19 protein-coding genes are annotated in these 19,359 nt (G+C 70.5%); 10 read left to right on the top strand and 9 right to left on the bottom strand.

Annotated features, from left to right (window positions below; translation table 11 throughout):
- Positions 1–29 precede the first annotated feature (29 nt).
- Positions 30–1,691: a ribosomal protection-like ABC-F family protein gene (gene abc-f / locus HC362_RS17740; RefSeq protein ID WP_243084904.1), complete on the bottom strand. Its 1,662-nt coding sequence runs from the start codon at positions 1,689–1,691 to the stop codon at positions 30–32.
- A gap of 241 nt (positions 1,692–1,932) precedes the next feature.
- Between abc-f and HC362_RS17735 the strand changes: the two genes are divergently transcribed.
- Entirely contained in the window at positions 1,933–2,715 is a 783-nt protein-coding gene (locus tag HC362_RS17735) for a TetR/AcrR family transcriptional regulator (RefSeq protein ID WP_243084903.1), read from the top strand.
- 23 nt (positions 2,716–2,738) lie between these two features.
- Here HC362_RS17735 and HC362_RS17730 read toward each other — a convergent pair whose 3' ends face one another.
- From HC362_RS17730 to HC362_RS17720, 3 genes are all read right to left on the bottom strand, one after another.
- Positions 2,739–3,503 carry a glucose 1-dehydrogenase gene (locus HC362_RS17730; RefSeq protein WP_243084902.1) on the bottom strand — a complete coding sequence of 255 codons (765 nt, stop codon included), beginning with the start codon at positions 3,501–3,503 and terminating at the stop codon, positions 2,739–2,741.
- A 120-nt stretch (positions 3,504–3,623) separates the two neighbouring features.
- Positions 3,624–4,520, bottom strand: a complete 897-nt coding sequence (locus HC362_RS17725) for a helix-turn-helix transcriptional regulator (protein ID WP_243084901.1) — start codon at positions 4,518–4,520, stop codon at positions 3,624–3,626.
- A gap of 9 nt (positions 4,521–4,529) precedes the next feature.
- Positions 4,530–5,651, bottom strand: a complete 1,122-nt coding sequence (locus HC362_RS17720; protein ID WP_243084900.1) for an alkene reductase — start codon at positions 5,649–5,651, stop codon at positions 4,530–4,532.
- 102 nt (positions 5,652–5,753) lie between these two features.
- Here HC362_RS17720 and HC362_RS17715 point away from each other — a divergent pair, with 102 nt between their 5' ends.
- On the top strand, positions 5,754–6,128 hold the full coding sequence (locus HC362_RS17715) for a MerR family transcriptional regulator (protein WP_243084899.1): 375 nt from the start codon (positions 5,754–5,756) through the stop codon (positions 6,126–6,128).
- 76 nt (positions 6,129–6,204) lie between these two features.
- Here the strand turns inward: HC362_RS17715 and HC362_RS17710 are convergent, their stop codons facing one another.
- Positions 6,205–7,143, bottom strand: coding sequence for an NAD(P)-binding domain-containing protein (locus HC362_RS17710; RefSeq protein WP_279240115.1), 939 nt, complete (start codon positions 7,141–7,143; stop codon positions 6,205–6,207).
- A gap of 70 nt (positions 7,144–7,213) precedes the next feature.
- Here HC362_RS17710 and HC362_RS17705 point away from each other — a divergent pair, with 70 nt between their 5' ends.
- The 4 genes from HC362_RS17705 (at position 7,214) to HC362_RS17690 (ending at position 9,614) form a co-directional block, all read left to right on the top strand.
- A complete protein-coding gene (locus tag HC362_RS17705; protein WP_243084898.1) occupies positions 7,214–7,576 on the top strand; it encodes a helix-turn-helix domain-containing protein in 363 nt (120 codons plus the stop codon).
- 207 nt (positions 7,577–7,783) lie between these two features.
- Positions 7,784–8,212, top strand: a complete 429-nt coding sequence (locus tag HC362_RS17700) for a helix-turn-helix transcriptional regulator (RefSeq protein WP_243084897.1) — start codon at positions 7,784–7,786, stop codon at positions 8,210–8,212.
- 123 nt (positions 8,213–8,335) lie between these two features.
- Positions 8,336–8,989: a hypothetical protein gene (locus HC362_RS17695; protein ID WP_243084896.1), complete on the top strand. Its 654-nt coding sequence runs from the start codon at positions 8,336–8,338 to the stop codon at positions 8,987–8,989.
- 277 nt (positions 8,990–9,266) lie between these two features.
- The gene (locus HC362_RS17690) at positions 9,267–9,614 is read left to right on the top strand and encodes a DUF2516 family protein (RefSeq protein WP_243088671.1); all 348 of its coding nucleotides are present in this window, start codon (positions 9,267–9,269) and stop codon (positions 9,612–9,614) included.
- 42 nt (positions 9,615–9,656) lie between these two features.
- Here the strand turns inward: HC362_RS17690 and HC362_RS17685 are convergent, their stop codons facing one another.
- Entirely contained in the window at positions 9,657–11,246 is a 1,590-nt protein-coding gene (locus HC362_RS17685; protein ID WP_243084895.1) for a SpoIIE family protein phosphatase, read from the bottom strand.
- Between the two features lie 397 nt (positions 11,247–11,643).
- Positions 11,644–12,810 carry a C40 family peptidase gene (locus HC362_RS17680; protein ID WP_243084894.1) on the bottom strand — a complete coding sequence of 389 codons (1,167 nt, stop codon included), beginning with the start codon at positions 12,808–12,810 and terminating at the stop codon, positions 11,644–11,646.
- 375 nt (positions 12,811–13,185) lie between these two features.
- On the opposite strand from HC362_RS17680, the gene pstS reads away from it, so the two are divergent.
- The 4 genes from pstS to pstB all read left to right on the top strand — a co-directional run bounded on the left by pstS (position 13,186) and on the right by pstB (position 17,391).
- A complete protein-coding gene (pstS, locus tag HC362_RS17675; RefSeq protein WP_243084893.1) occupies positions 13,186–14,310 on the top strand; it encodes a phosphate ABC transporter substrate-binding protein PstS in 1,125 nt (374 codons plus the stop codon).
- A gap of 225 nt (positions 14,311–14,535) precedes the next feature.
- Positions 14,536–15,531 carry a phosphate ABC transporter permease subunit PstC gene (gene pstC, locus HC362_RS17670; protein ID WP_209266805.1) on the top strand — a complete coding sequence of 332 codons (996 nt, stop codon included), beginning with the start codon at positions 14,536–14,538 and terminating at the stop codon, positions 15,529–15,531.
- Positions 15,528–16,601, top strand: coding sequence for a phosphate ABC transporter permease PstA (gene pstA, locus HC362_RS17665; protein WP_243084892.1), 1,074 nt, complete (start codon positions 15,528–15,530; stop codon positions 16,599–16,601). The genes pstC and pstA overlap by 4 nt, the downstream gene beginning before the upstream one ends.
- A 13-nt stretch (positions 16,602–16,614) precedes the next feature.
- Positions 16,615–17,391, top strand: coding sequence for a phosphate ABC transporter ATP-binding protein PstB (gene pstB / locus HC362_RS17660; protein ID WP_209266807.1), 777 nt, complete (start codon positions 16,615–16,617; stop codon positions 17,389–17,391).
- A 208-nt stretch (positions 17,392–17,599) separates the two neighbouring features.
- On the opposite strand, the gene HC362_RS17655 is transcribed toward pstB, so the two are convergent.
- Both HC362_RS17655 and HC362_RS17650 read right to left on the bottom strand, forming a co-directional pair.
- Positions 17,600–18,595 carry an inorganic phosphate transporter gene (locus HC362_RS17655; RefSeq protein ID WP_243084891.1) on the bottom strand — a complete coding sequence of 332 codons (996 nt, stop codon included), beginning with the start codon at positions 18,593–18,595 and terminating at the stop codon, positions 17,600–17,602.
- A gap of 6 nt (positions 18,596–18,601) precedes the next feature.
- Positions 18,602–19,222 (bottom strand): DUF47 family protein, encoded by a 621-nt coding sequence (locus HC362_RS17650; RefSeq protein WP_026004259.1) that lies wholly within the window; start codon positions 19,220–19,222, stop codon positions 18,602–18,604.
- Positions 19,223–19,359 lie beyond the last annotated feature (137 nt).

Genomic DNA, 19,359 nt, shown 5'->3' with positions numbered 1-19,359 from the left:
GGACGTCGCGGGGTCGTGTCGGTTCGGGCTCACAAACGGCTCCTCTCCTGGGCCGTCCCCTCGGTGTCGGGGAGCGACGCTTCCGGTTCCTCCAGGGCGAGCTGCGCGCCTCGCCAGCGCTGCCGCAGCCTGCGGTCGTGGCTGACGACGACCAACGCGCCGTCGTATGCCTCCAAAGCCGCCTCCAACTCCTCGACCAGGGCGGGCGAGAGGTGGTTGGTCGGCTCGTCCAGCAGCAGGACATCGGCCGGTTCGGTCACCAGCCGGGCCAGCGCGAGGCGCTGCCGCTGGCCCGTGGAGAGCCGCGAGACCGGCACGGCCAGCCGCTCGGCGGCGAACAGCCCCAGAGACAGCAGCCGTTGGGCGTGCTCCTCCAGCGGGCCGGAGCGGCCGTGCGCGTACGCCTCCAGCAGCGTCGCCCCGGCCTCGTCGACCTCGGCGGCGAACCCGGGCTCCTGGGGGAGGTATCCGATACGTCCCCTGCGTGAGACCCGGCCGGTGTCGGGTGCCAGCTCTCCGGCCAGGACGCCCAGCAGGGTGCTCTTGCCCGCCCCGTTCGGCCCCGTCACCAGCAGTCGCTCGCCGGCCGCGACGGTCAGCCCCGTACGGGGCAGCCTGCCCCGGACCCCGATCCCCTCGGCGTCCAGCACCGTGCCGCGCAGCCCGGCACCGCGCAGGGGCGGGGCGAAGCGCAGTGGTTCGGGCGGGGGCGGCACAGGCTCGGCCAGCATGCGGCGCAGCCGCTCCTCGGCGTTGCGCACCCGGCTGGCGAGGGACTGCTGGACGCGTCCGGCCGCCCGGTCGTACGCCATCTTGTTGCCGTCCTTCATCGCCCTGCCGGGCGCCACTCGCCGCGCCGTGGTGGCCGCGGTCTCGCGCAGCCGCTCCGTCTCGGCCCGCCAGCGCTCGTACGCCTCGGCCCAGCGCCGGCGCGCCGCGGCCTTCTCTGCCAGATAGCCCGCGTACCCGTTGCCGTAGCGGACGACCTGGCGGCGGTCGGCGTCCACCTCCAGCAGCGTCGTCGTCACGCGCTCAAGGAAGGTGCGGTCGTGCGAGACGGCGATCGTGGTGCCGCGGCGGGAGCGCAGATGCTCTTCGAGCCAGCGCAGTGCCGCGCCGTCGAGATGGTTGGTCGGCTCGTCCAGCAGCAGGACCTCCGGGCTCGCGGCCAGCAGTGCGGCCAGCCGGAGCCGCACCCGTTCACCGCCGGAGAGGCCGCCCACCGTCCGCCCACGGGGAAGCAGGCCCAGCCCGAGGCCGTGCAGGGCGCGCTCGACACGGGCCTCAGCGTCGTATCCCCCGCGCAGTTCGAAGGCGGTCAGCAGCTCGCCGTACTCCCGCAGAGCCGAGGTGTCGCCTTCCGCCATCGCCGCTTCCAGCGCGCGGAGGCGCTGTTCCATGGCGCGCAGCGCGCTCATCGCACCGTCGATGACCTGCTGGACGGTCAGCTCGGGAGACAGCGTCTCTTCCTGGGGGAGGTAGCCGACACCGCCCTCGGCGTGCAGGACGATCTCTCCGCTGTCCGGCTTCTCGTGCCCGGCGAACAGTCGCAACAGCGTCGTCTTGCCGGAGCCGTTCTCTCCGACGATCCCGGCCCGCTCACCCGCGGAGAGCGCGCAGCTCACCCCGTCCAGAACCGTCCGGCCTTCGTACGACTTCGTGACGGCCGAGGCCGTGATCTGGGTAGGCACAGGTGCTCTCCAAAGCGATCGAGGGTGAGGCGGTCAGTGACCGCAGGACCGGGTGAACGCTCTGGTTGAGCATCGGCAGTTCCTCTTCCACGTCGGTGCGACTTCTCTGCTGGCCGCGACCGGCGACCTTTACAGCGACGCCTGTCGCGTTAAGATAGTGGCACAGCGCCGCCGCCACGGCAAGGGGTTTCGAGGACAGGCGGACGAGGCGGGGCGGACCGGCGGCGGAGAGGACGGGAAAGTGACTGCGGTGAAGTCCGGGAACAGCGGAGACAGGAACGGCAGCGACAGCAGCGACAGCAGCGACGACAAAGGCGGCAGCGACAGCAGGGGACACAGCCACGACGAGGCGACAGGGTCTCCGCAGCCGAGGCCACAGCCGGGACCGGAGCCGGAGCCGGGGTCGGGGCCGGAGCCCCCGCCACCCGGCTCCCGGCGGCCCGGCGGCCGTACGGCACGCGTCCGCGAACAGGTGCTCGAGGCCGTCGGCCCGCTGCTGGTTGAGCACGGGTACGACGGCCTGACCGTCGATGCCGTCGCCGCCCGCTCGGGCGTGCACCGCGCGACGGTCTACCGCCGCTGGCGGGACGTGGGCGGGCTGCTCGCCGACGTACTCGACGCGGCGGGCGACGACGACTGGCGCCCGGCCGACACCGGCTCCCTGGAGGGCGACCTGCGGGCGCTCAACGACGAGGTGCAGCAGGCGCTGACGGAGGAGCCGTCCCTCGCGCTCGCCCTGATCGCGGCCTCCTTCCGCTCGGAGGAGGCCGCGCGGGCGCTGCGCCGCTTCTGGGAGGAGCGGTACGCGCGCTGCGAGGTGGTCGTGGACCGGGCGGTGCGGCGCGGCGAGCTGAGCCCTCCGGTAGACGCGCGGAAGCTGGTGGTGAGTTCGACGGCGCCCGTCTACCACCATCGGGTGCTGCTGCACGCCGAGCCCGACCCGGAACTGCCCGCCGAGGCGGCCCGCGCGGCCGCGCTCGCCGCACGGGCCGGAGCGTTCTCCGTCGCCCGAACCGAGCCGTAGCCCGGTCGGCGGACCACGGGCCGTCAGGCTCCCGAGGGGACCGAGCCGACGAGGCCGCCGTCCACGATCAGGTCCTGACCGGTGATGTACGCGGCGTCGTCGGAGGCGAGGAAGGCGACGGCCGCCGCCACGTCGTCCGGGTGGCCGAGCGTGCCCAGCGCCACCTCGGCCGAGTTGCGGGCCTCTGCGTCCGGGTCGGCGGAGTTGGCCTCCCGCCACATGGGGGTGTCGATGTAGCCGGGGCTGACGGAGTTGACGCGGATGCCACGCGGGGCCAGATCGGAGCCCAGGGTCCGGGCCAGGTTGTGGACCGCGGCCTTGCTGGCCGAGTAGGCGGCCGCGACGGGCAGCCCGCGGTGCAGGGTCCAGGAGGCGTTGATGACGACGGCGCCGCCCTGCGGCATCAGCCGGAGCGCCTTCTGCACGGTGAAGAAGACGCCCTTGAAGTTGACGTCCACGGTCCGGTCGAAGTCGTCCTCGGTGATCTCGGTGGCCGGCTTGAAGACACCGATCCCCGCGTTCGCGAAGACCGCGTCCAGGGTGCCGCGCCAGGTCTCGACACGGCGCATCAGCGCGTCGGTGTCGCTGAGCGAGGCGGCGTCGGCCGGTACGGCGAGAACCCTGCCCTCCGCCGCGCCGAGCCGCTCGACCGCCGCGTCCAGGCGCGCCTCGTCGCGTCCGGTGAGGACGACATAGGCGCCCTCGTCGAGCAGTCGTCGTGCCGCGGCGAACCCCATGCCGCTGGTGCCGCCGGTGATCAGGACTGTCTTGTTCGTGAATCGCTGCATGCCGACGATCCTCGACCGGCGCGCGCGTTCGCAGCAGTGCCGGCTGAACCTGGGTCCGACACCACCACCCTCGCCGTCGGGCACGGCGCTGGGCCGTGCCGGAGACCTCGGCCGCGCCGCCTACGGCACCGGCTCGGGCTCCGATTCGGGCTCCGATTCGGGCTCCGGTTCATCCCGTGCCCCGGCCAGCAGCGCGGCCACCCGCTCCTGCGTCGGCGTCCCTTCTGCGGGGGTGTACAGCAGCAGCCGCGCACCGGGCAGATCGGCGACAGGCAGCATCGTGTAGTCGAACGTCAGCTCCCCCGCCGCAGGGTGCACCAGGGACTTGACGCCCTCGGTCGCGCTCCCCACCGGGTGCTCGGCCCAGACGGTGGCGAAGGTGGGACTGACGGCGCACATGTCCTCGGCGATCCGGCCGAACTCGGGGTCGTCGGGGTAGCGCGCCGCGTCGGCGCGGAAGAGGCCGACGATCTGCCGTGCGGCGTCCTCCCAGCCGCAGACGGAGGCACGGAACTGGGCGTTGGTGAAGAAGCTGACCAGGCAGCTGTGGTCGCGCTCCCCGTAGCCGAACACCAGCCCGGCCGCCCGGTTGACGGCCACCAGCTTCCAGTGCCGGTCGATGACGTAGGCGGGGCGCGGCAGCCAGCCGTCGATGACCCGGCGGATTCCGACCGGGACCGAACGGTCGGCGGGCGGCGCCGTCGGCGGATTCAGCCCGGCCAGCAGATACAGATGCTCGCGCTCGGCGGCGTCCAGCCGCAGCACCCGCGCGACCGCGTCCAGCACCTCGGCCGAGACGTTGATGTCCCGCCCCTGCTCCAACCACGTGTACCAGGAGACCCCGACCCCGGCGAGGACCGCGACCTCCTCGCGCCGCAGGCCGGGCGTGCGCCGCCCGCTCCCGGGCGCCATTCCCACGTCCGCGGGCGTCAGACGCGCCCGCCGCGACCGCAGGAACGCCCGTATCTCCGCACTGCGCCGCTCCCGCGCCTCCGCGGACAGCTTCGAGATCTCCATCCGTCCATGCTAGGAGTCCCGCCGGAATCCTCCCGGCGCCGGCGACAGGGTGGGGTAGTCGGTGTACCCCTTCTCACCGCCGACGTACATCAGGTAGCGGTCGCGGACAGGGTTCACGGGGGCACCGCGGCGGAGCCGGTCGACCAGGTCGGGGTTGGCGAGGATCGGGCGGCCCAGGGCTATCAGGTCGGCACCTGCGGTCAACAGACGTTCGCCCGCGGCGCGTCCGCCGTCGGCCGGGATCGCGTCCCGGGGCAGCGCGGGGTTGGCGATCAGGGTGCCGGACCAGGCGTCGCGGAGCTGCTGGAAGAGCGGGAGGCCGGCGTCGGTACGTACGAGGTGCAGGTAGGCGAGGCCGCGGTCCGCCAGGGCGGCGACGAGCGCAGGGTAGAGCGTTTCGGTGTCGCTCTCGTGCATGCCGTTGCCGGTGAAGTACGGCGAGATACGGACGCCGACCCGCTCCGGTCCGACGGCGTCGGCCACCGCCTCCACGACCTCGCGGACGAAGCGGATCCGGCCGGTAACCGTGCCGCCGTACTGGTCATGACGGCGGTTGGTGTTGCTGCTCAGGAACTGGTGCAGCAGGTAGCCGTTGGCGGCGTGCACCTCGACTCCGGCGAAACCCGCCTCCAGGGCGTTGCGCGCGGCCGCGGCGAAGTCGGCCACGGTGGAGCGGATGTCGGCGACGCTCATCTCCCGCGGAACGACCGCTTTCTGGTGCCCCTTGGGAGTGAAGACCGTGTCAGGGAGCGGAACGGGCGAGGGCGCCAACGGGATGTGTCCACTGTTGTCGGGGTGGCCGACGCGGCCACCGTGCTGGATCTGGAGGAACATCCGGCCGCCGGCCGCGTGCACCGCGTCGGTCACCTGCCGCCAGCCGGCAACGTGTGCGGGCCGGTGGATGGCGGCGATATCGGGGTAGGTCTGGCCGACGGCGTTCGGGGTGGACGCCTCGGCGATCAGCAGCCCGACGGTGGCGCGTTGTGCGTAGTACGTCGCCATCAGCGGGGTCGGGGTGCCGTCTGCGGCGGCCCGGTTCCTGGTCATGGGGGCCATGACCAGCCGGTTGGGGAGGTCCAGTCCGAGAGAGGGAAGCCGGGCCGGGGCGAGCAAGGGGGTTTCGTTCGACATGCCCGCACGGTAAAACTTGACACCGGCGTCAGGTTCAACCCTTGCATCGGATCCGACCAGTGGCGCCAGGTCGAACCGTGGCCGGGAGAGGAGCGGTAACGGATGCGGATCGGTGAACTGGCCCAGCGCACCGGCGTCAGCGAGCGTTCGCTGCGCTACTACGAGCGGGAAGGGCTGCTCACCTCCGAGCGCACCCCAGGCGGCCACCGCCAGTATGGGGAACGCGCGGTCGACCGCGTCATCCGTATCCAGGAGCTGTACGCCGCCGGCCTCAGCAGCAAGAAGATCGCCGAGCTGCTGCCGTGCATACGGGACGAGGACGGCGGCCCATCGGCGCGGGCCACCCCGCAGCTGGTGGCCCGGCTGACGGAGGAACGGGCGCGGATCGACCGCACGATCAACGATCTGCTGAGATCGCGGGACGTGCTGGACGAGGTGATCGACGCGGCAGCCGGGACGACGGCCGCGTCGAGGTGAACAGGCCCTCCTGAAGCGCTCAGCTCTTCTTGAGACGCTCAGGTCCTCGACGCGGAGCGTCATCTCCACCGCGCCGTCAGTGACGCCCCAGCACCTCCGCGATCCGGATGAACCCTTCCGCGCCGTGCCCCAGCCCGATGGTGCGCCGTGCCCAGCCCTCGACCGCGCGCATCACCCCGGCGTCGATGCCGTGCTCCTCGGAGGCGTGCACGATGTGCGCCATGGAAGAGGCCCCCGAGGTGAGCGGGTTGATCCGGCCCGAGAAGGTGCCGTCGTCCGCGTCGCCCGCCCACTCCTCGAAGAGCGGCGGGAGAATGGCGGCGATCCCCTGCGCGAACGGCGCCAGTTCGCGCGCCCCGATGCCTTCCGCGCGGGCCAGCGCGACGGCGTGCGCGTAGCCGGCCATCGCCGTCCAGAAGATGTCGAGCAGGGCGATGTCGAAGGCCGCCGCACGATTGATCTCCGAACCGACGTGGGTGTGGGTTCCACCCAGCGACTCGAGCACGTGCAGGTGCCGCTCGTACAGCTCGCGCGGGCCGCTGTGCAGGAAGACAGCGTCGGGGGTGCCGATGGACGGGGCCGGGGTCATGATCGCGCCGTCCAGGTACCGGACGCCGTGCCGGTCCGCCCACTCCGCGGTGTCCCGGGCACGCGCCGGGGTGTCGGCGCTCAGGTTCACCACCGTCCGGCCCTTGAGCGCGTCGGTGACGGCGTCGCGCCGCAGAATGGCGTCGGACGCGTCGTAGTTGACCACGCAGACGACGGTCAGCTCCGAGGCGGCGACGGCTTCCTCGGCCGACGCCGCCCTCACAGCGCCCCGTTCGACCAGTTCCTTCTCCTTGCCCGGGGTCCGGTTCCAGACGGTCGTCCGGACTCCGGCTGCCAGGAACGCACCGGCCAGCTCCTGCCCCATCGGGCCGAGCCCGAGCACGGTGACGGCGCTCGGTTCCGTCTCCGGCCCGCCGTCGGAAGACAGCCGCGCGGTGGAGTGTTCGTGTTCGGTGGACGTGGACATGCCTCAACTCCCGTGTGAAGACGATGAACAGCAAAATGAAGCGACAATCACTGACAAAAGGGGGACGACGATGACGCGCAGCCGTGCACAGGACACAAACGTGTGCGGAGTGACCGCCGCGATCGCCGTGATCGACGGAAAGTGGAAGACCGCCCTGCTCTGGCAGTTGGAGTCAGGCCCCCGCCGCCCCGGCGAACTCCGCAGAAACCTGCCGGGGCTCACCGAGAAGGTGCTGACTCAGGCCCTCCGCGAGATGGAGACGGACGGCCTCGTACATCGCGAGGTGTACGACGTGCTGCCGCTGAAGACCGAGTACTCGCTGACCCCGTTCGGCCGCGACCTCGCCGAGACACTGGGCCCGCTGTCCGACTGGGGCCACCGCCGCCTGGAGCAACTGACCGGGGCGACAGCGCCGCAGGCACCACTCTCCTGACCTCGCGCCACCCCTGCCCCCTCACTCTTCTCTCGTTACCGCATGGCCACCGGTCTCCCGGCCGACCACCACCAGACTCACCCGGCCACCCGCCACTGCCAAGTACCCACAAAAAAGTGGCTGTCGCCCCCGCCCGCACGCGCCCGGTGGGACACAGTTGCAAGCGGGTTGCTTGCAATAGTTAGCAATCGGGTGCACTCTGGAGGCATGGCCTCGCTCAATGTCGGGAACCTCGGCGAGTTCCTGCGGGAACAACGGCGGACCGCGAAGCTGTCGCTGCGGCAGCTCGCGGAGGCCGCCGGTGTCTCGAACCCGTATCTGAGCCAGATCGAGCGCGGCCTGCGCAAGCCGAGCGCGGAGATCCTGCAGCAGCTGGCAAGGGCGCTGCGGATCTCGGCGGAGACGCTCTATGTGCAGGCCGGGATTCTCGACGAGCGGGACCGGCAGGACCTGCTGCAGGTCCCCGCCGCGATCCTGGCGGACTCCTCGATCAACGAGCAGCAGAAGCAGGCGCTGCTCCAGATCTACGAGTCGTTCCGCAAGGAGAACAACGCTCAGCGGGCGACCGACCACGACGCGGCGGACCCGCCGGCCGAGGACTCCCGGGCGGCGGAGCAAGGACGACAAGCGGAGTAAGGACACCAGGGGCCGCGGCGGTCCACGCCACCGGCACCGCGTCGCCGCACCGCGCCGGATGTGCCCGGCGCGCCGCGACAGGCGGCCCCGACAGGCGAGTTGAGCCACGAAAGGCGAACCCTCATGCCCATCGCGAACGACCTGCGCAAGACCCTCACCGACCCCAAGCCCCTCTACGTCGCGGCGGGCGTCGTCGACAAGATCCGCGAAGAGGCGCCGCAGGCCCTCGCAGCGGTCCGGGAGGCGGACCCCAAGGAGGTCCAGTCGAGGCTCACCCAGCAGGCCAAGGAGACCCAGGCCAAGGTGAGCGAGACCCTGACCGGGCTGGACACCGACATCAAGAAGCTCCGCGAGCAGGCGCAGCACCTGGCGCTGCAGAGCGTCGGCGTCGCGGCGGAGTACGCGATCAAGGCCCGGGAAGCGTACGACGAGCTGGCGGTGCGCGGCCGCGAGGCGGTCAAGAACTGGCGCGGCGAGAGCGACGAGGACTCCCCCGAGGTGACCGTCGAGCGCGAGCCCGCCCAGCCGGTGAAGATCGCCGAGCCGCCGGCCGAGGAGACCGGCAAGGCCGACACCGGCGCAGCCGGCAAGAGCGGCGCCGGCAAGACCGCCGGTACCACCAAGAGCGCCGGCGGCAACGGCACCAAGGCCACTTCCCGTACCTCCTCCAGCGCCTCCGGCACCACCGGTGCCAAGAAGACGGCCGCCACGCGGAAGTCGACCAGCACCTCCTCCACCTCCTCCACCCGGAAGTCCGCTCCCAAGACCGACTCCTGATCCGCGTGCGACACCACGGGGGACGCCCCGGGGGACGCCCCGGGGGACGCCCCGGGGGACGCCCCGGGGGACGCCCCGGGGGACGCCCCGGGGGAGGGCGTGGGGGCAGAGCGGGGAACGGGCCGGGCACCCTTCGCGGGCCCGGCCCGTTCCCCTGGTGCTGCGGTACGGTTGCGGCAAAGCCCCTACCAGACCGCGTCACCCGACGAGGCGACACCCGAGGCGCCAACCGAGGCGCCCGAGCCACGGACCGACACCGACCGGGAGTGTGAGCACCATGCTGTTCGCGGGCTTTCAGGCCACAGTCATCGGGCTGATCACCGTTGTGCTGCTCGCCCTGGCCCTGTTCGCCTTCGTGGACGCCGCCCTGCGGCGGGAGGACGCCTACCGGGCCACCGACAAGCAGAACAAGCAGTTCTGGTTGATCATCCTCGGAATCACCGTACTGGTGAACCTGCTGGTGCCGATGTTCCTGCTGAAGATCATCGGGCTGATCGCCACGATCGTCTACATCGTGGACGTCCGCCCGGCGCTCAAGGAGATCATGGGCAACGGCCGCGGCGGCCGCCGTCCGCGCGGCGGGAGCAGCAGCGACGGTCCGTACGGGCCGTTCAACGGTCGGTGACGGCTTCTTCCCAGGCTCGCCCGTGTGCCCCCTGGGCCCGCTTCACCGGTCCAGGTCCCCGTCCAGACCCCGGTCCAGCAGCAGGACCGCCACGTCGTCGGTCAGCTCGCCTCCGTTGAGGCGGCGCACCTCGTCCATCGTCTCGTCCAGCAGCCGCTCGCCCTGAGCACCCTCGGCCATCCGGGCGGCGACGATGTCGAGCATGCCCTGCTGCCCGAGCCGCTCCCGGCCCGGCCTACGGCTCTTCTCCGCGGGGGCCTCGCCCACGCGGCCCTCGTCCACGCGGCCCTCGATCAACCCGTCCGTGTACATCAGCAGGCTCCAGGACGGCCCCAGCGTGACCTGGCGGCGCGGCCAGCGTGCGTGCGGCAGCAGGCCCAGCGCGGGGCCGCTCTCGTCCTCGGGCAGCAGCCGGGGCTCGGCCCCCGTACCGTCGCCCGCGAACAGCGGGGAGGGGTGACCGGCCAGACAGACGCCCGCGCTACGGCCGTCGGCGGCGATGTCGACGGTGCACAGGGTCGCGAAGATCTCCTCGCTGGCCCGCTCGTTCTCCAGCACTTTCTGCAGCGTGCTCAGCAGCGCGTCGCCGCTCAGCCCCGCGAAGGTCAGGGCGCGCCAGGCGATGCGCAGCTCCACGCCGAGGGCCGCCTCGTCGGGGCCGTGGCCGCACACGTCGCCGATCATGGCGTGGACCACACCGTCCGAGGTGCGGACGGTGTCGTAGAAGTCCCCGCCCAGCAGGGCGCGGGAGCGGCCGGGCCGGTACCGCGCGGCGAACCGCAGCTCGCTGCCCTCCAGCAGGGGCCGGGGCAGCAGTCCGCGCTCCAGCCGGGCGTTCTCCTGGGCGCGCAGCCGGGTCTCGGTGAGCTGGCGCTGGGCCAGGTCGGCGCGTTTTCGCTCGACGGCGTACCGGATGGCACGCATCAGCAGCCTGCCGTCCAGTTCGTCGCGGAACAGATAGTCCTGTGCTCCGACGCGTACGGCTTCCGCGGCGCGCTCGGCGTCGCTGCCGTCGGTGAGCGCCAGTACGGCGTGCCGGGGCGCCATCCGCAGGACGCGGCGCAGGATCTGCAGCTCGTCGGAGCCGGGCGCGGGGACGGCCGCGGCCGCGGCGTCCGACACCGAGCCGGCACCGGAGCCCGAGCCCGACCCGAAACCGGAGCTGGAGACGGAACCGGAACCAGACCCGGACCCCGAACCCGTACCGGCGAGGTCGCGGGAGCCCGGCTGGGGCACGGCGCCAGCGGTGGGAGCGGCAGGGGCCGCGGTGCCCGGGACGCCACCGATCCCGGGTATCGCACCCGGGGGCGCGGCCTCCGGCAGCTCCGCGGGGAACCCCTCGGACGGCGCCTCCTCGGTCTCCCCGCGCACCTCGTACGGCAGTGCGAGGTCCAGCAGGATGCAGTGGACATCGTCCGTGAGCAGCCGTGCGGCCTCGGTGAGGTTGCGGGCCGTACGGACCCGCACCGGCCTGCCGTACGCGTCGAGCATGCGGGGCACGCTCAGCGCACCGGCCGGATCGTCCTCGATGACCAGCAGGGTCAGGCTGCTGCCGGGTCCCTGCGCGGCCTGCCGGGCCGGCGCGTCGGCGGACTGTGCCGCCGCCCCGGCCAGGGGCGCGCTTACGGGCATGCTGAAACCTCTCCCTCCCCCGAGGGCGGGCGTGGTGTCCGCGCCGAGCGGCGGCCACCATGGCTGAGCCCGGAACGGCGCGCGGTGGTCGGGCGCTCGTCATCCCGGGCTTTCGGACAAGGACCTTAGCGCCCCTGTGCGGATGGACGGAATGGCCGAGGATAATCCGCCCCTGTCATATGCCCACGCCAGAACGGGAATTCACGGCGTTATACGGCCCTTTTCTCCGGCCTTCACATGACCAAGCTCACGCGCGGGAAACCGTAGAAGCGCGCACGCGGGACGAAATCCGCCCGAGATTCCACCGATCGCCCCCGATCGCCCTCGCGCGCCCCTCCCATCGGCCTCGCGCGCCCTCACCCGCCCCCTCGGGCGTGCCGTTATACGGCGATCCGCCCTACTTGTCCGGGCGTACGACCCCCAGAATCGGCATCGTTCCCGCACCCTCGACCGTGATCTGCCGACCGGTGCGCGGCGCGTGCAGCAGCGCGCCGTCCCCGATGTAGATCCCCACGTGGCTGGCGTCCTTCTTGTAAATGATCAGGTCACCCGGGCGCATCTTCTCGACCGGCACATGCGGCAGCCGTTTCCACTGCTCCTGCGAGGTGCGCGGAATGTGGTATCCGGCCGCCTCCCAGGCGCGCATCGTCAGCCCCGAGCAGTCGAAGGTGTCGGGGCCCTCGGCGCCCCACACGTAATCCTTGCCGAGCTGCTTGGTGGCCCATTCGATGGCACGGCGGCCGGCGGGGGACGCCTTGCCCTTGAGCCCCTTCAGCACGCCGGATTCGAGCCATTTGGCCTGCCGCGCCTTCGCCGCCTGCTCCTGGAGTTCGCGCAGCCGCTCCCGCTCCTCCGCCTTGAGACCGGATTCGATCTTCTTGGCCTGCTTCAGCTGCGCGGTGATCTTCTTCTTCGCCGCGGCCTTCTTCTTGCGGGTCTTCTCCAGCTTCTTCCACTCCGCGGTGGCGTCCTTGGCGTAGCCCCGAAGCTCGGCACGGGTCCTGGTGAGGGAACCGATCAAGCCACGGGTGGCATGCTGCCCCTTCCGTACCAGCGAGACGCCGTGCAGGAACTTCTCCGGGTCGTCACCGAGCATCAGCTTGGCCGCGTCCGGCATGCCGCCGCTGCGGTACTGCGCACGGGCCATGGCACCGGCCGAGTTGTTGAGCGCGTCCAGCTTGTCCTGGGTGGTGTCGATGCGCTTGGCGAGCTTGACGATGTGCTTCTGCTGCTTTTTGACGGCGTCCTCGGCCGCGTTGTAGGCGTCCGTCGCCGAACCTGCCCGGTCGTGCAGCCGCTCGATCTGCTTGCGGATCTGCTCGAGGCTGGGCTTGTCGGTCCCGGAGCTCTCGTCGGTTCCGGAGCTCTCGTCGGTTCCGGAGCTCTCGTCGGTTCCGGAGCTCTCGTCGGTTCCGGAACTGGTGCCGCCCGGGTCCGGCCTCCCCGGCTCGACGGCGTACGCCGTACCCAGCGCCGGCCCCGCGAGCAGCGCCATGGCGCAGACCATCACGAGCGTGCCGCGCCTGCCGGACGGGAGAGTCGAGCTGCTCTGCGGCCGTCTCACCCGGGCCACCCCCCTGGTTATGGTCAACTTTGGCCGACGCAGCGGATAGTGCCATGCCTGACCGCAAGACAACAGAGGGACGTACTCACGAGTATCAACGGCGCCCACCCGGAAGCCTCCCCCGGGCACTCCCCCCGGGGAACGCCGGACACTCCCCCGCGGGGAGCACCGGCCACCCCCTCCGGGGAGCACCGGGCTGACGGCCGAGGTTCACTCCGCGTTCACCCAGCTCCGTCGGCCGCTTCACCTGATCTGTCTAATTTCGGCCTTACGAAGAGCGCGGCACCCCCCGAGACAGGGACTGCGCCCCATACGCCAGAGAATCCGACGACCGGCCGGTCGTCGCTCCCGGGCCCAGGAAGGAACTGAACGAAAGTGAAGCTTCAGCGCACGATCCGGCTCCGCACCGCAGCTGTGGGCGCTCTCACGATCTGCGGCGCCCTGGCCCTGAGCGCCTGCGGCTCGGACGACAACTCCGGCGGTTCGGGCAGCGACACGACCAAGGCGGCCAGCAAGATCAAGTGTGAGGGCGAGGGGAACCTGCTCGCCTCCGGCTCCAGCGCCCAGAAGAACGCCATGGACATCTGGACGCAGACCTACCAGTCCGCCTGTGGCAGCACGAAGATCAACTACAAGCCCACCGGCTCGGGCGCGGGCATCCAGGAGTTCCTCCAGGGCAAGACGGCCTTCGCCGGCTCCGACTCGGCGCTCAAGCCCGAAGAGGTCGCCAAGTCCAAGAAGGTGTGCAAGGGCGGTCAGGGCATCGACCTGCCGATGGTCGGCGGCCCGATCGCCGTCACCTACAACCTCGAGGGCGTCGACGACCTGGTGCTGGACGCCGACACGCTGGCCAAGATCTTCGACTCGAAGATCACCAAGTGGAACGACCCGGCCATCAAGAAGCTCAACCCGGACGCGAAGCTCCCGGCCAAGAAGATCCAGGCGTTCCACCGCTCCGACGAGTCGGGCACCACGGACAACTTCACCAAGTACCTCAACTCCGCCGCGCCCTCCTCCTGGAAGCACGAGCCGGAGAAGGCCTGGGCGGGCAAGGGCGGCCAGGGCGCCGACGGCTCCTCCGGCATCGCCACGAACGTCAAGCAGAACGACGGCTCCATTGGTTACGCCGAGCTCTCCTACGCCACCGGCAACGACCTGAACACGGTCAAGCTGGACACCGGCGCCAAGGAGCCGGTCGAGGCCACCGCTGACAACGCCTCCAAGGCGATCGCGGACGCCAAGGTCGTCGGCCAGGGCAAGGACCTCTCCCTGGAGCTGAACTACAAGACCAAGTCCGAGGGTGCCTACCCGATCGTCCTGGTCACCTACGAGATCGCCTGCGACAAGGGCAACAAGAAGGAGTCGCTGGACGCGACGAAGTCCTTCCTGAAGTTCACCGCGAGCGAGGACGGCCAGAAGGCCCTCAAGGAGAAGGGCTACGCCCCGATCCCCGACGAGATCATCACCAAGGTCCGCTCCACCATCGACGGCCTGAGCTGACCTTCTCGCCGCCGCGGCAGGCAGACGATGCCGGCCGCGGCGGCGAACATCCGGACGGCGTGGGCCGGCGGTGCCGAGCGCACCGCCACCCGCCCCCATCTGTAAACGGCGCCCCCGGACTTCCCTGAACGAGGGGCCGCCAGAACCTTCCGGTGCACCGCCAAAGGGCCGCCCGCGCACCGACGCCGAGCGCGCGGCGACCCGCACCGTCAGACCGGAGAAACCATGGCTATCGAAACCCCGTCCGCGACAGCGGGCCCCACCGGGCCCCCGGCCTCCCCGGCCTCCGCGAAGGGCGCCACTCGCAAGGGTGACCGAATATTCCTGGGCCTCTCCAGGGGTTCCGGGATCACCCTGCTGGTGATCATGGCGGCCATCGCCGTCTTCCTCACCTGGCGAGCAGCGCTCGCCATCAGCGCCGACGAGGCCAGCTTCCTCACCAGCTTCGAGTGGGACGCCAACGCGACCCCGCCCCGCTTCGGCATCGCGGTCCTCGCCTTCGGCACCGTCGTCAGCTCCATCATCGCGATGGTGCTCGCGGTGCCGGTCGCCGTCGGTATCGCGCTGTTCATCTCGCACTACGCGCCGCGCAAGCTGGCGACCCCGCTCGGCTACGTCATCGACCTGCTGGCCGCCGTCCCCTCCATCGTGTACGGCCTGTGGGGTGCGCTCTTCCTCGTCCCGCACCTGACCGGGCTCTACACCTGGCTGGACGAATACCTCGGCTGGACGCACATCTTCAGGTACGAGGGCGGCGCCGCTCGCTCCCTGTTCACAGTCGGCATCCTGCTCGCGATCATGATTCTGCCGATCGTCACCAACGTCTCCCGCGAGGTCTTCCGGCAGTCGCCGAAGATGCAGGAGGAGGCGGCCCTCGCACTGGGCGCGACCCGGTGGGAGGTCATCCGCATGTCGGTGCTGCCCTTCGGCCGCTCCGGCGTCATCAGCGCCTCCATGCTGGGCCTGGGCCGCGCGCTGGGCGAGACGATGGCCGTCGCCACGGTCCTCTCCCCCAGCTTCCTGATCAAGGCCAGCCTGCTGCAGCCGGGCGGCGGCACGTTCGCGCAGAACATCGCCGCGGGCTTCAAGGAGGCCGGGGGCATGGGCCGGGACGCGCTGATCGCCTCCGGCCTGGTCCTCTTCGTCATCACCCTGCTGGTCAACGGCGCGGCCCGGCTGATCATCGCGCGCCGCAAGGAGTACTCGGGAGCGAACGCATGAGCCAGACAGCTGTGGCCGACGCCCCCGTCGAGGGCGCGGCGCCGCCCCTTCCGTCGCTGAAGCAGCCCCGGCTGCCGCGCTGGGCCCCGTTCGTCCTGGCCCTCGTCTCCGCCGCGCTGGGCAGCGGGATCGGTGTGGTGGCCGGACTGGACAGCCGTATCCAGTGGGGCCTGATCGCCGCCGTGCTCTACCTCGGCATCACCGCGGTCCTCGCCGGTTCCGTCGAGGGCACCAGGCAGGCCAAGGACCGGCTGGCGACCAGCGCCATCTGGGTCTGCTTCCTGCTGGCCGTCGTACCGCTGGCCTCCCTGCTGTGGGAGACGGTCGCGCGCGGGGTCAAGGTCCTCGACGGCTACTTCCTCACCCACTCCATGAGCGGCGTGATCACCATGGAGCCGGGCGGCGGTATCTACCACGCCCTGATCGGCACCCTGGAGCAGGTCGGCCTGGCCACCCTGATCGCGGCTCCCATCGGCCTGCTGACGGCGATCTACCTGGTCGAGTACGGCAGGGGCCGGCTCGCCAAGGCCGTCACCTTCTTCGTGGACGTGATGACCGGCATCCCCTCGATCGTCGCCGGTCTGTTCATCCTCTCGTTCTGGATCATCATTCTGGGCTTCGGCTACTCCGGATTCGCGGGCGCCATGGCGCTGGCGATCCTGATGATGCCGATCGTCGTACGCTCGACGGAGGAGATGCTCAAGCTCGTCCCCAACGAGCTGCGGGAAGCGTCGCTGGCGCTGGGCGTGCCGAAGTGGAAGACGATCCTCAAGGTCGTCCTGCCGACCGCGGTCGGCGGTATCACCACCGGCATCATGCTCGCCGTCGCCCGTATCGCCGGTGAGTCGGCGCCCATCCTGCTGCTGGTCTTCGGCTCGGCCGAGATCAACAACAACCCCTTCGAAGGCGCGCAGTCCTCGCTGCCGTACTACATCTACGAGCAGTGGGCCCTCGGCAACGAGCCGTCCTACGACCGCGCCTGGGCAGCGGCCCTCGTACTGATCGCCTTCGTCATGATCCTCAACCTGGTCGCCCGCGGCATCGCCCGCTGGAAGGCCCCCAAGCACTAAGGGAGTGATTCCCATGGCCAAGCGGATCGACGTCAGCGGCCTGACCGCCTACTACGGCAACTTCCGCGCCATCGACGACATATCCATGACCGTCGAGCCCCGCTCCGTGACCGCCTTCATCGGCCCCTCCGGCTGCGGCAAGTCCACCTTCCTGCGCACCCTCAACCGGATGCACGAGGTGACCGCGGGCGGGCGCGTCGAGGGCAAGGTGATGCTGGACGACGAGGACCTGTACGGACCCGGTGTCGACCCCGTCTCCGTACGCCGCACCATCGGCATGGTCTTCCAGCGGCCCAACCCCTTCCCGACCATGTCGATCTACGACAACGTCGCGGCGGGGCTGCGGCTGAACGGCGAGCACCGCAAGAAGGACCTCGACGAGGTCGTCGAGCGCTCCCTCAAGGGCGCCAACCTGTGGAACGAGGTCAAGGACCGGCTGAACAGGCCCGGTTCCGGCCTCTCCGGCGGTCAGCAGCAGCGGCTGTGCATCGCCCGGGCCATCGCCGTCGAGCCCCAGGTGCTGCTGATGGACGAGCCCTGCTCGGCGCTCGACCCGATCTCCACCCTCGCCATCGAGGACCTGATCGGCGAGCTGAAGTCGCGCTTCACCATTGTGATCGTGACGCACAACATGCAGCAGGCGGCGCGGGTTTCCGACCGCACCGCGTTCTTCAACCTCGCCGAGGTGGGTGCCCCCGGGAAGCTCGTCGAGATCGACGACACCGAGCGCATCTTCTCCAACCCGTCGGTCCAGGCCACCGAGGACTACATCTCGGGCCGCTTCGGCTGAGCCCTTGGGCCGGGCCGGCCTGGGTCGCTCACCCCTTGACCGCCCACCCATTGACCGCCCGCGGTGCTGCATGGCGGTGCCACCGCGGGCATTTTCCTTGCCCCCTCCCTGGGTTCCTTCCGGGGAGGGGGTGCCGCTTGCTGTGGTTTGCGGACTGCGAGTCGTGCCCGGCTGGTCGCGCAGTTCCCCGCGCCCCTGACGGGCGCGGTCAGCCGAAGACCAGCTTGATGATCCAGTACATCAGCGCCGCCGCAACGGCGGCAGCCGGCATGGTGATGAACCAGCCCAGGATGATGTTCTTGGCGACCCCCCACCGCACCGCGCTGACCCGCTTCGTCGCCCCGACACCCATGATCGCGGAGGTGATCACATGGGTGGTCGAGATGGGCGCGTGGAACATGAAGGACGCGGAGTACATCACGGACGCCGCGGTGGTCTCGGCGGCGAAGCCCTGCGGCGGGTCGAGTTCGATGATGCGCCGGCCCAGGGTACGCATGATGCGCCAGCCGCCCGCGTAGGTGCCCAGCGACAGCATGCCCGCGCTGGCGAACTTGACCCAGATGGGGATGTCGTTGTGCTGCTGCACATCGGCGATGGTCAGCGCCATGACGACGACACCCATGGTCTTCTGCGCGTCCTGGAGGCCGTGACCGAGCGCCATACCGGCTGCCGAGACGGTCTGCGCTATCCGGAAGCCCCGCTTGGCACGGTGCGGATTCGCCTTGCGGAAGATCCACATGATGACGCACATCACCAGATAGCCGAACAGCAGCCCGACCAGCGGCGAGAGGAACATCGGAATGACGATCTTCTCGAGCACTCCCCACCAGTGGACGGCGATGCTGCCGGCCAGCGCCGCGCCCACCAGGCCGCCGAACAGGGCGTGGCTGGAGGACGAGGGCAGTCCGTAGTACCAGGTGATGAGGTTCCAGACGATGGCTCCGACCAGCGCGGCGAACAGGATGGCCATGCCACTGTCGCCGTGCGGGGTCTCGATCAGCCCCTTGCTCACGGTCTTGGCGACGCCGCTGCCGAGGAACGCCCCGGCGAGGTTCATCACCGCGGCCATGGCCAGCGCCGCACGGGGGGTCAGCGCCCGGGTGGAGACCGACGTCGCGATGGCGTTCGCGGAGTCGTGGAAGCCGTTCGTATACGTGAAGAAGAGCGCGACACCGACGGTCACGATCAGCGCGAAGGTGTCCACGGAGCGTCAGGACTCCTTGACCGTGATGGTCTCGACGGTGTTGGCCACGTGCTCGAACGCGTCGGCGGCCTCCTCCAGCACGTCCACGACCTGCTTGAGCTTCATGACCTCGATGGCGTCGTACTTGCCGTTGAACAGGTGGGCCAGCAGCTTGCGGTGGATCTGGTCGGCCTGGTTCTCCAGCCGGTTGACCTCGATCCAGTACTCGGTGAGGTTGTCCATGGTCCGCAGGTTCGGCATGGCCTCGGCGGTCAGCTCGGCGGCCCGCGACAGCACCTCGATCTGCTGCTCCACTCCCTTGGGGAGTTCCTCGATCTGGTAGAGGACGACGAGGTCGACGGCCTCCTCCATGAAGTCCATGATGTCGTCGAGGGAGGACGCCAGGTTGTAGATGTCCTCGCGGTCGAACGGCGTGATGAAGGAGGAGTTGAGCTGGTGGAAGATCGCGTGCGTCGCGTCGTCCCCCGCGTGCTCGGCCGCGCGCATCCGTTCGGCGATCTCGGTCCGCGCGGAGGATTCGGCGCCGAGCAGTTCCATGAGGAGCTTCGAGCCGGTCACGATGTTGTCCGCGGAGGCCGCGAACATGTCGTAGAAGCTCGTCTCCCTGGGGGTCAGACGAAAGCGCACTGGGGGTCCTCGGGGTGCATCGATGACGGTCTCGTTGATGCTAGGCGCATCATCCGGCCACAGCGAACCGGCGTCCCCCAGTGTCACCCATGGAGACTCGCCTGCTGAAGCGGGCTCCGAGAAGTCCGGTATCATAT

Origin of the sequence: Streptomyces sp. 891-h, assembly GCF_022760275.1 — a bacterium.
GTDB lineage: Bacteria > Actinomycetota > Actinomycetes > Streptomycetales > Streptomycetaceae > Streptomyces > Streptomyces spirodelae.
The sequence above is the reverse complement of the archived record's forward strand: the minus strand, read 5'-3'. Positions and strand labels throughout refer to the sequence as shown.

Bases quoted from the DNA above. Each gene is read 5' to 3' on its own strand.
- HC362_RS17710 (WP_279240115.1), bottom strand. From the start codon at position 7,143: ATGTCCACGTCCACCGAACACGAACACTCCACCGCGCGGCTGTCTTCC.
- pstB (WP_209266807.1), top strand. From the start codon at position 16,615: ATGGCCAAGCGGATCGACGTCAGCGGCCTGACCGCCTACTACGGCAAC.
- HC362_RS17730 (WP_243084902.1), bottom strand. From the start codon at position 3,503: ATGCAGCGATTCACGAACAAGACAGTCCTGATCACCGGCGGCACCAGC.
- HC362_RS17695 (WP_243084896.1), top strand. From the start codon at position 8,336: ATGCCCATCGCGAACGACCTGCGCAAGACCCTCACCGACCCCAAGCCC.
- HC362_RS17725 (WP_243084901.1), bottom strand. From the start codon at position 4,520: ATGGAGATCTCGAAGCTGTCCGCGGAGGCGCGGGAGCGGCGCAGTGCG.
- HC362_RS17700 (WP_243084897.1), top strand. From the start codon at position 7,784: ATGGCCTCGCTCAATGTCGGGAACCTCGGCGAGTTCCTGCGGGAACAA.
- HC362_RS17720 (WP_243084900.1), bottom strand. From the start codon at position 5,651: ATGTCGAACGAAACCCCCTTGCTCGCCCCGGCCCGGCTTCCCTCTCTC.
- HC362_RS17715 (WP_243084899.1), top strand. From the start codon at position 5,754: ATGCGGATCGGTGAACTGGCCCAGCGCACCGGCGTCAGCGAGCGTTCG.
- pstC (WP_209266805.1), top strand. From the start codon at position 14,536: ATGGCTATCGAAACCCCGTCCGCGACAGCGGGCCCCACCGGGCCCCCG.
- HC362_RS17690 (WP_243088671.1), top strand. From the start codon at position 9,267: ATGCTGTTCGCGGGCTTTCAGGCCACAGTCATCGGGCTGATCACCGTT.
- HC362_RS17685 (WP_243084895.1), bottom strand. From the start codon at position 11,246: ATGCCCGTAAGCGCGCCCCTGGCCGGGGCGGCGGCACAGTCCGCCGAC.
- HC362_RS17705 (WP_243084898.1), top strand. From the start codon at position 7,214: ATGACGCGCAGCCGTGCACAGGACACAAACGTGTGCGGAGTGACCGCC.
- pstA (WP_243084892.1), top strand. From the start codon at position 15,528: ATGAGCCAGACAGCTGTGGCCGACGCCCCCGTCGAGGGCGCGGCGCCG.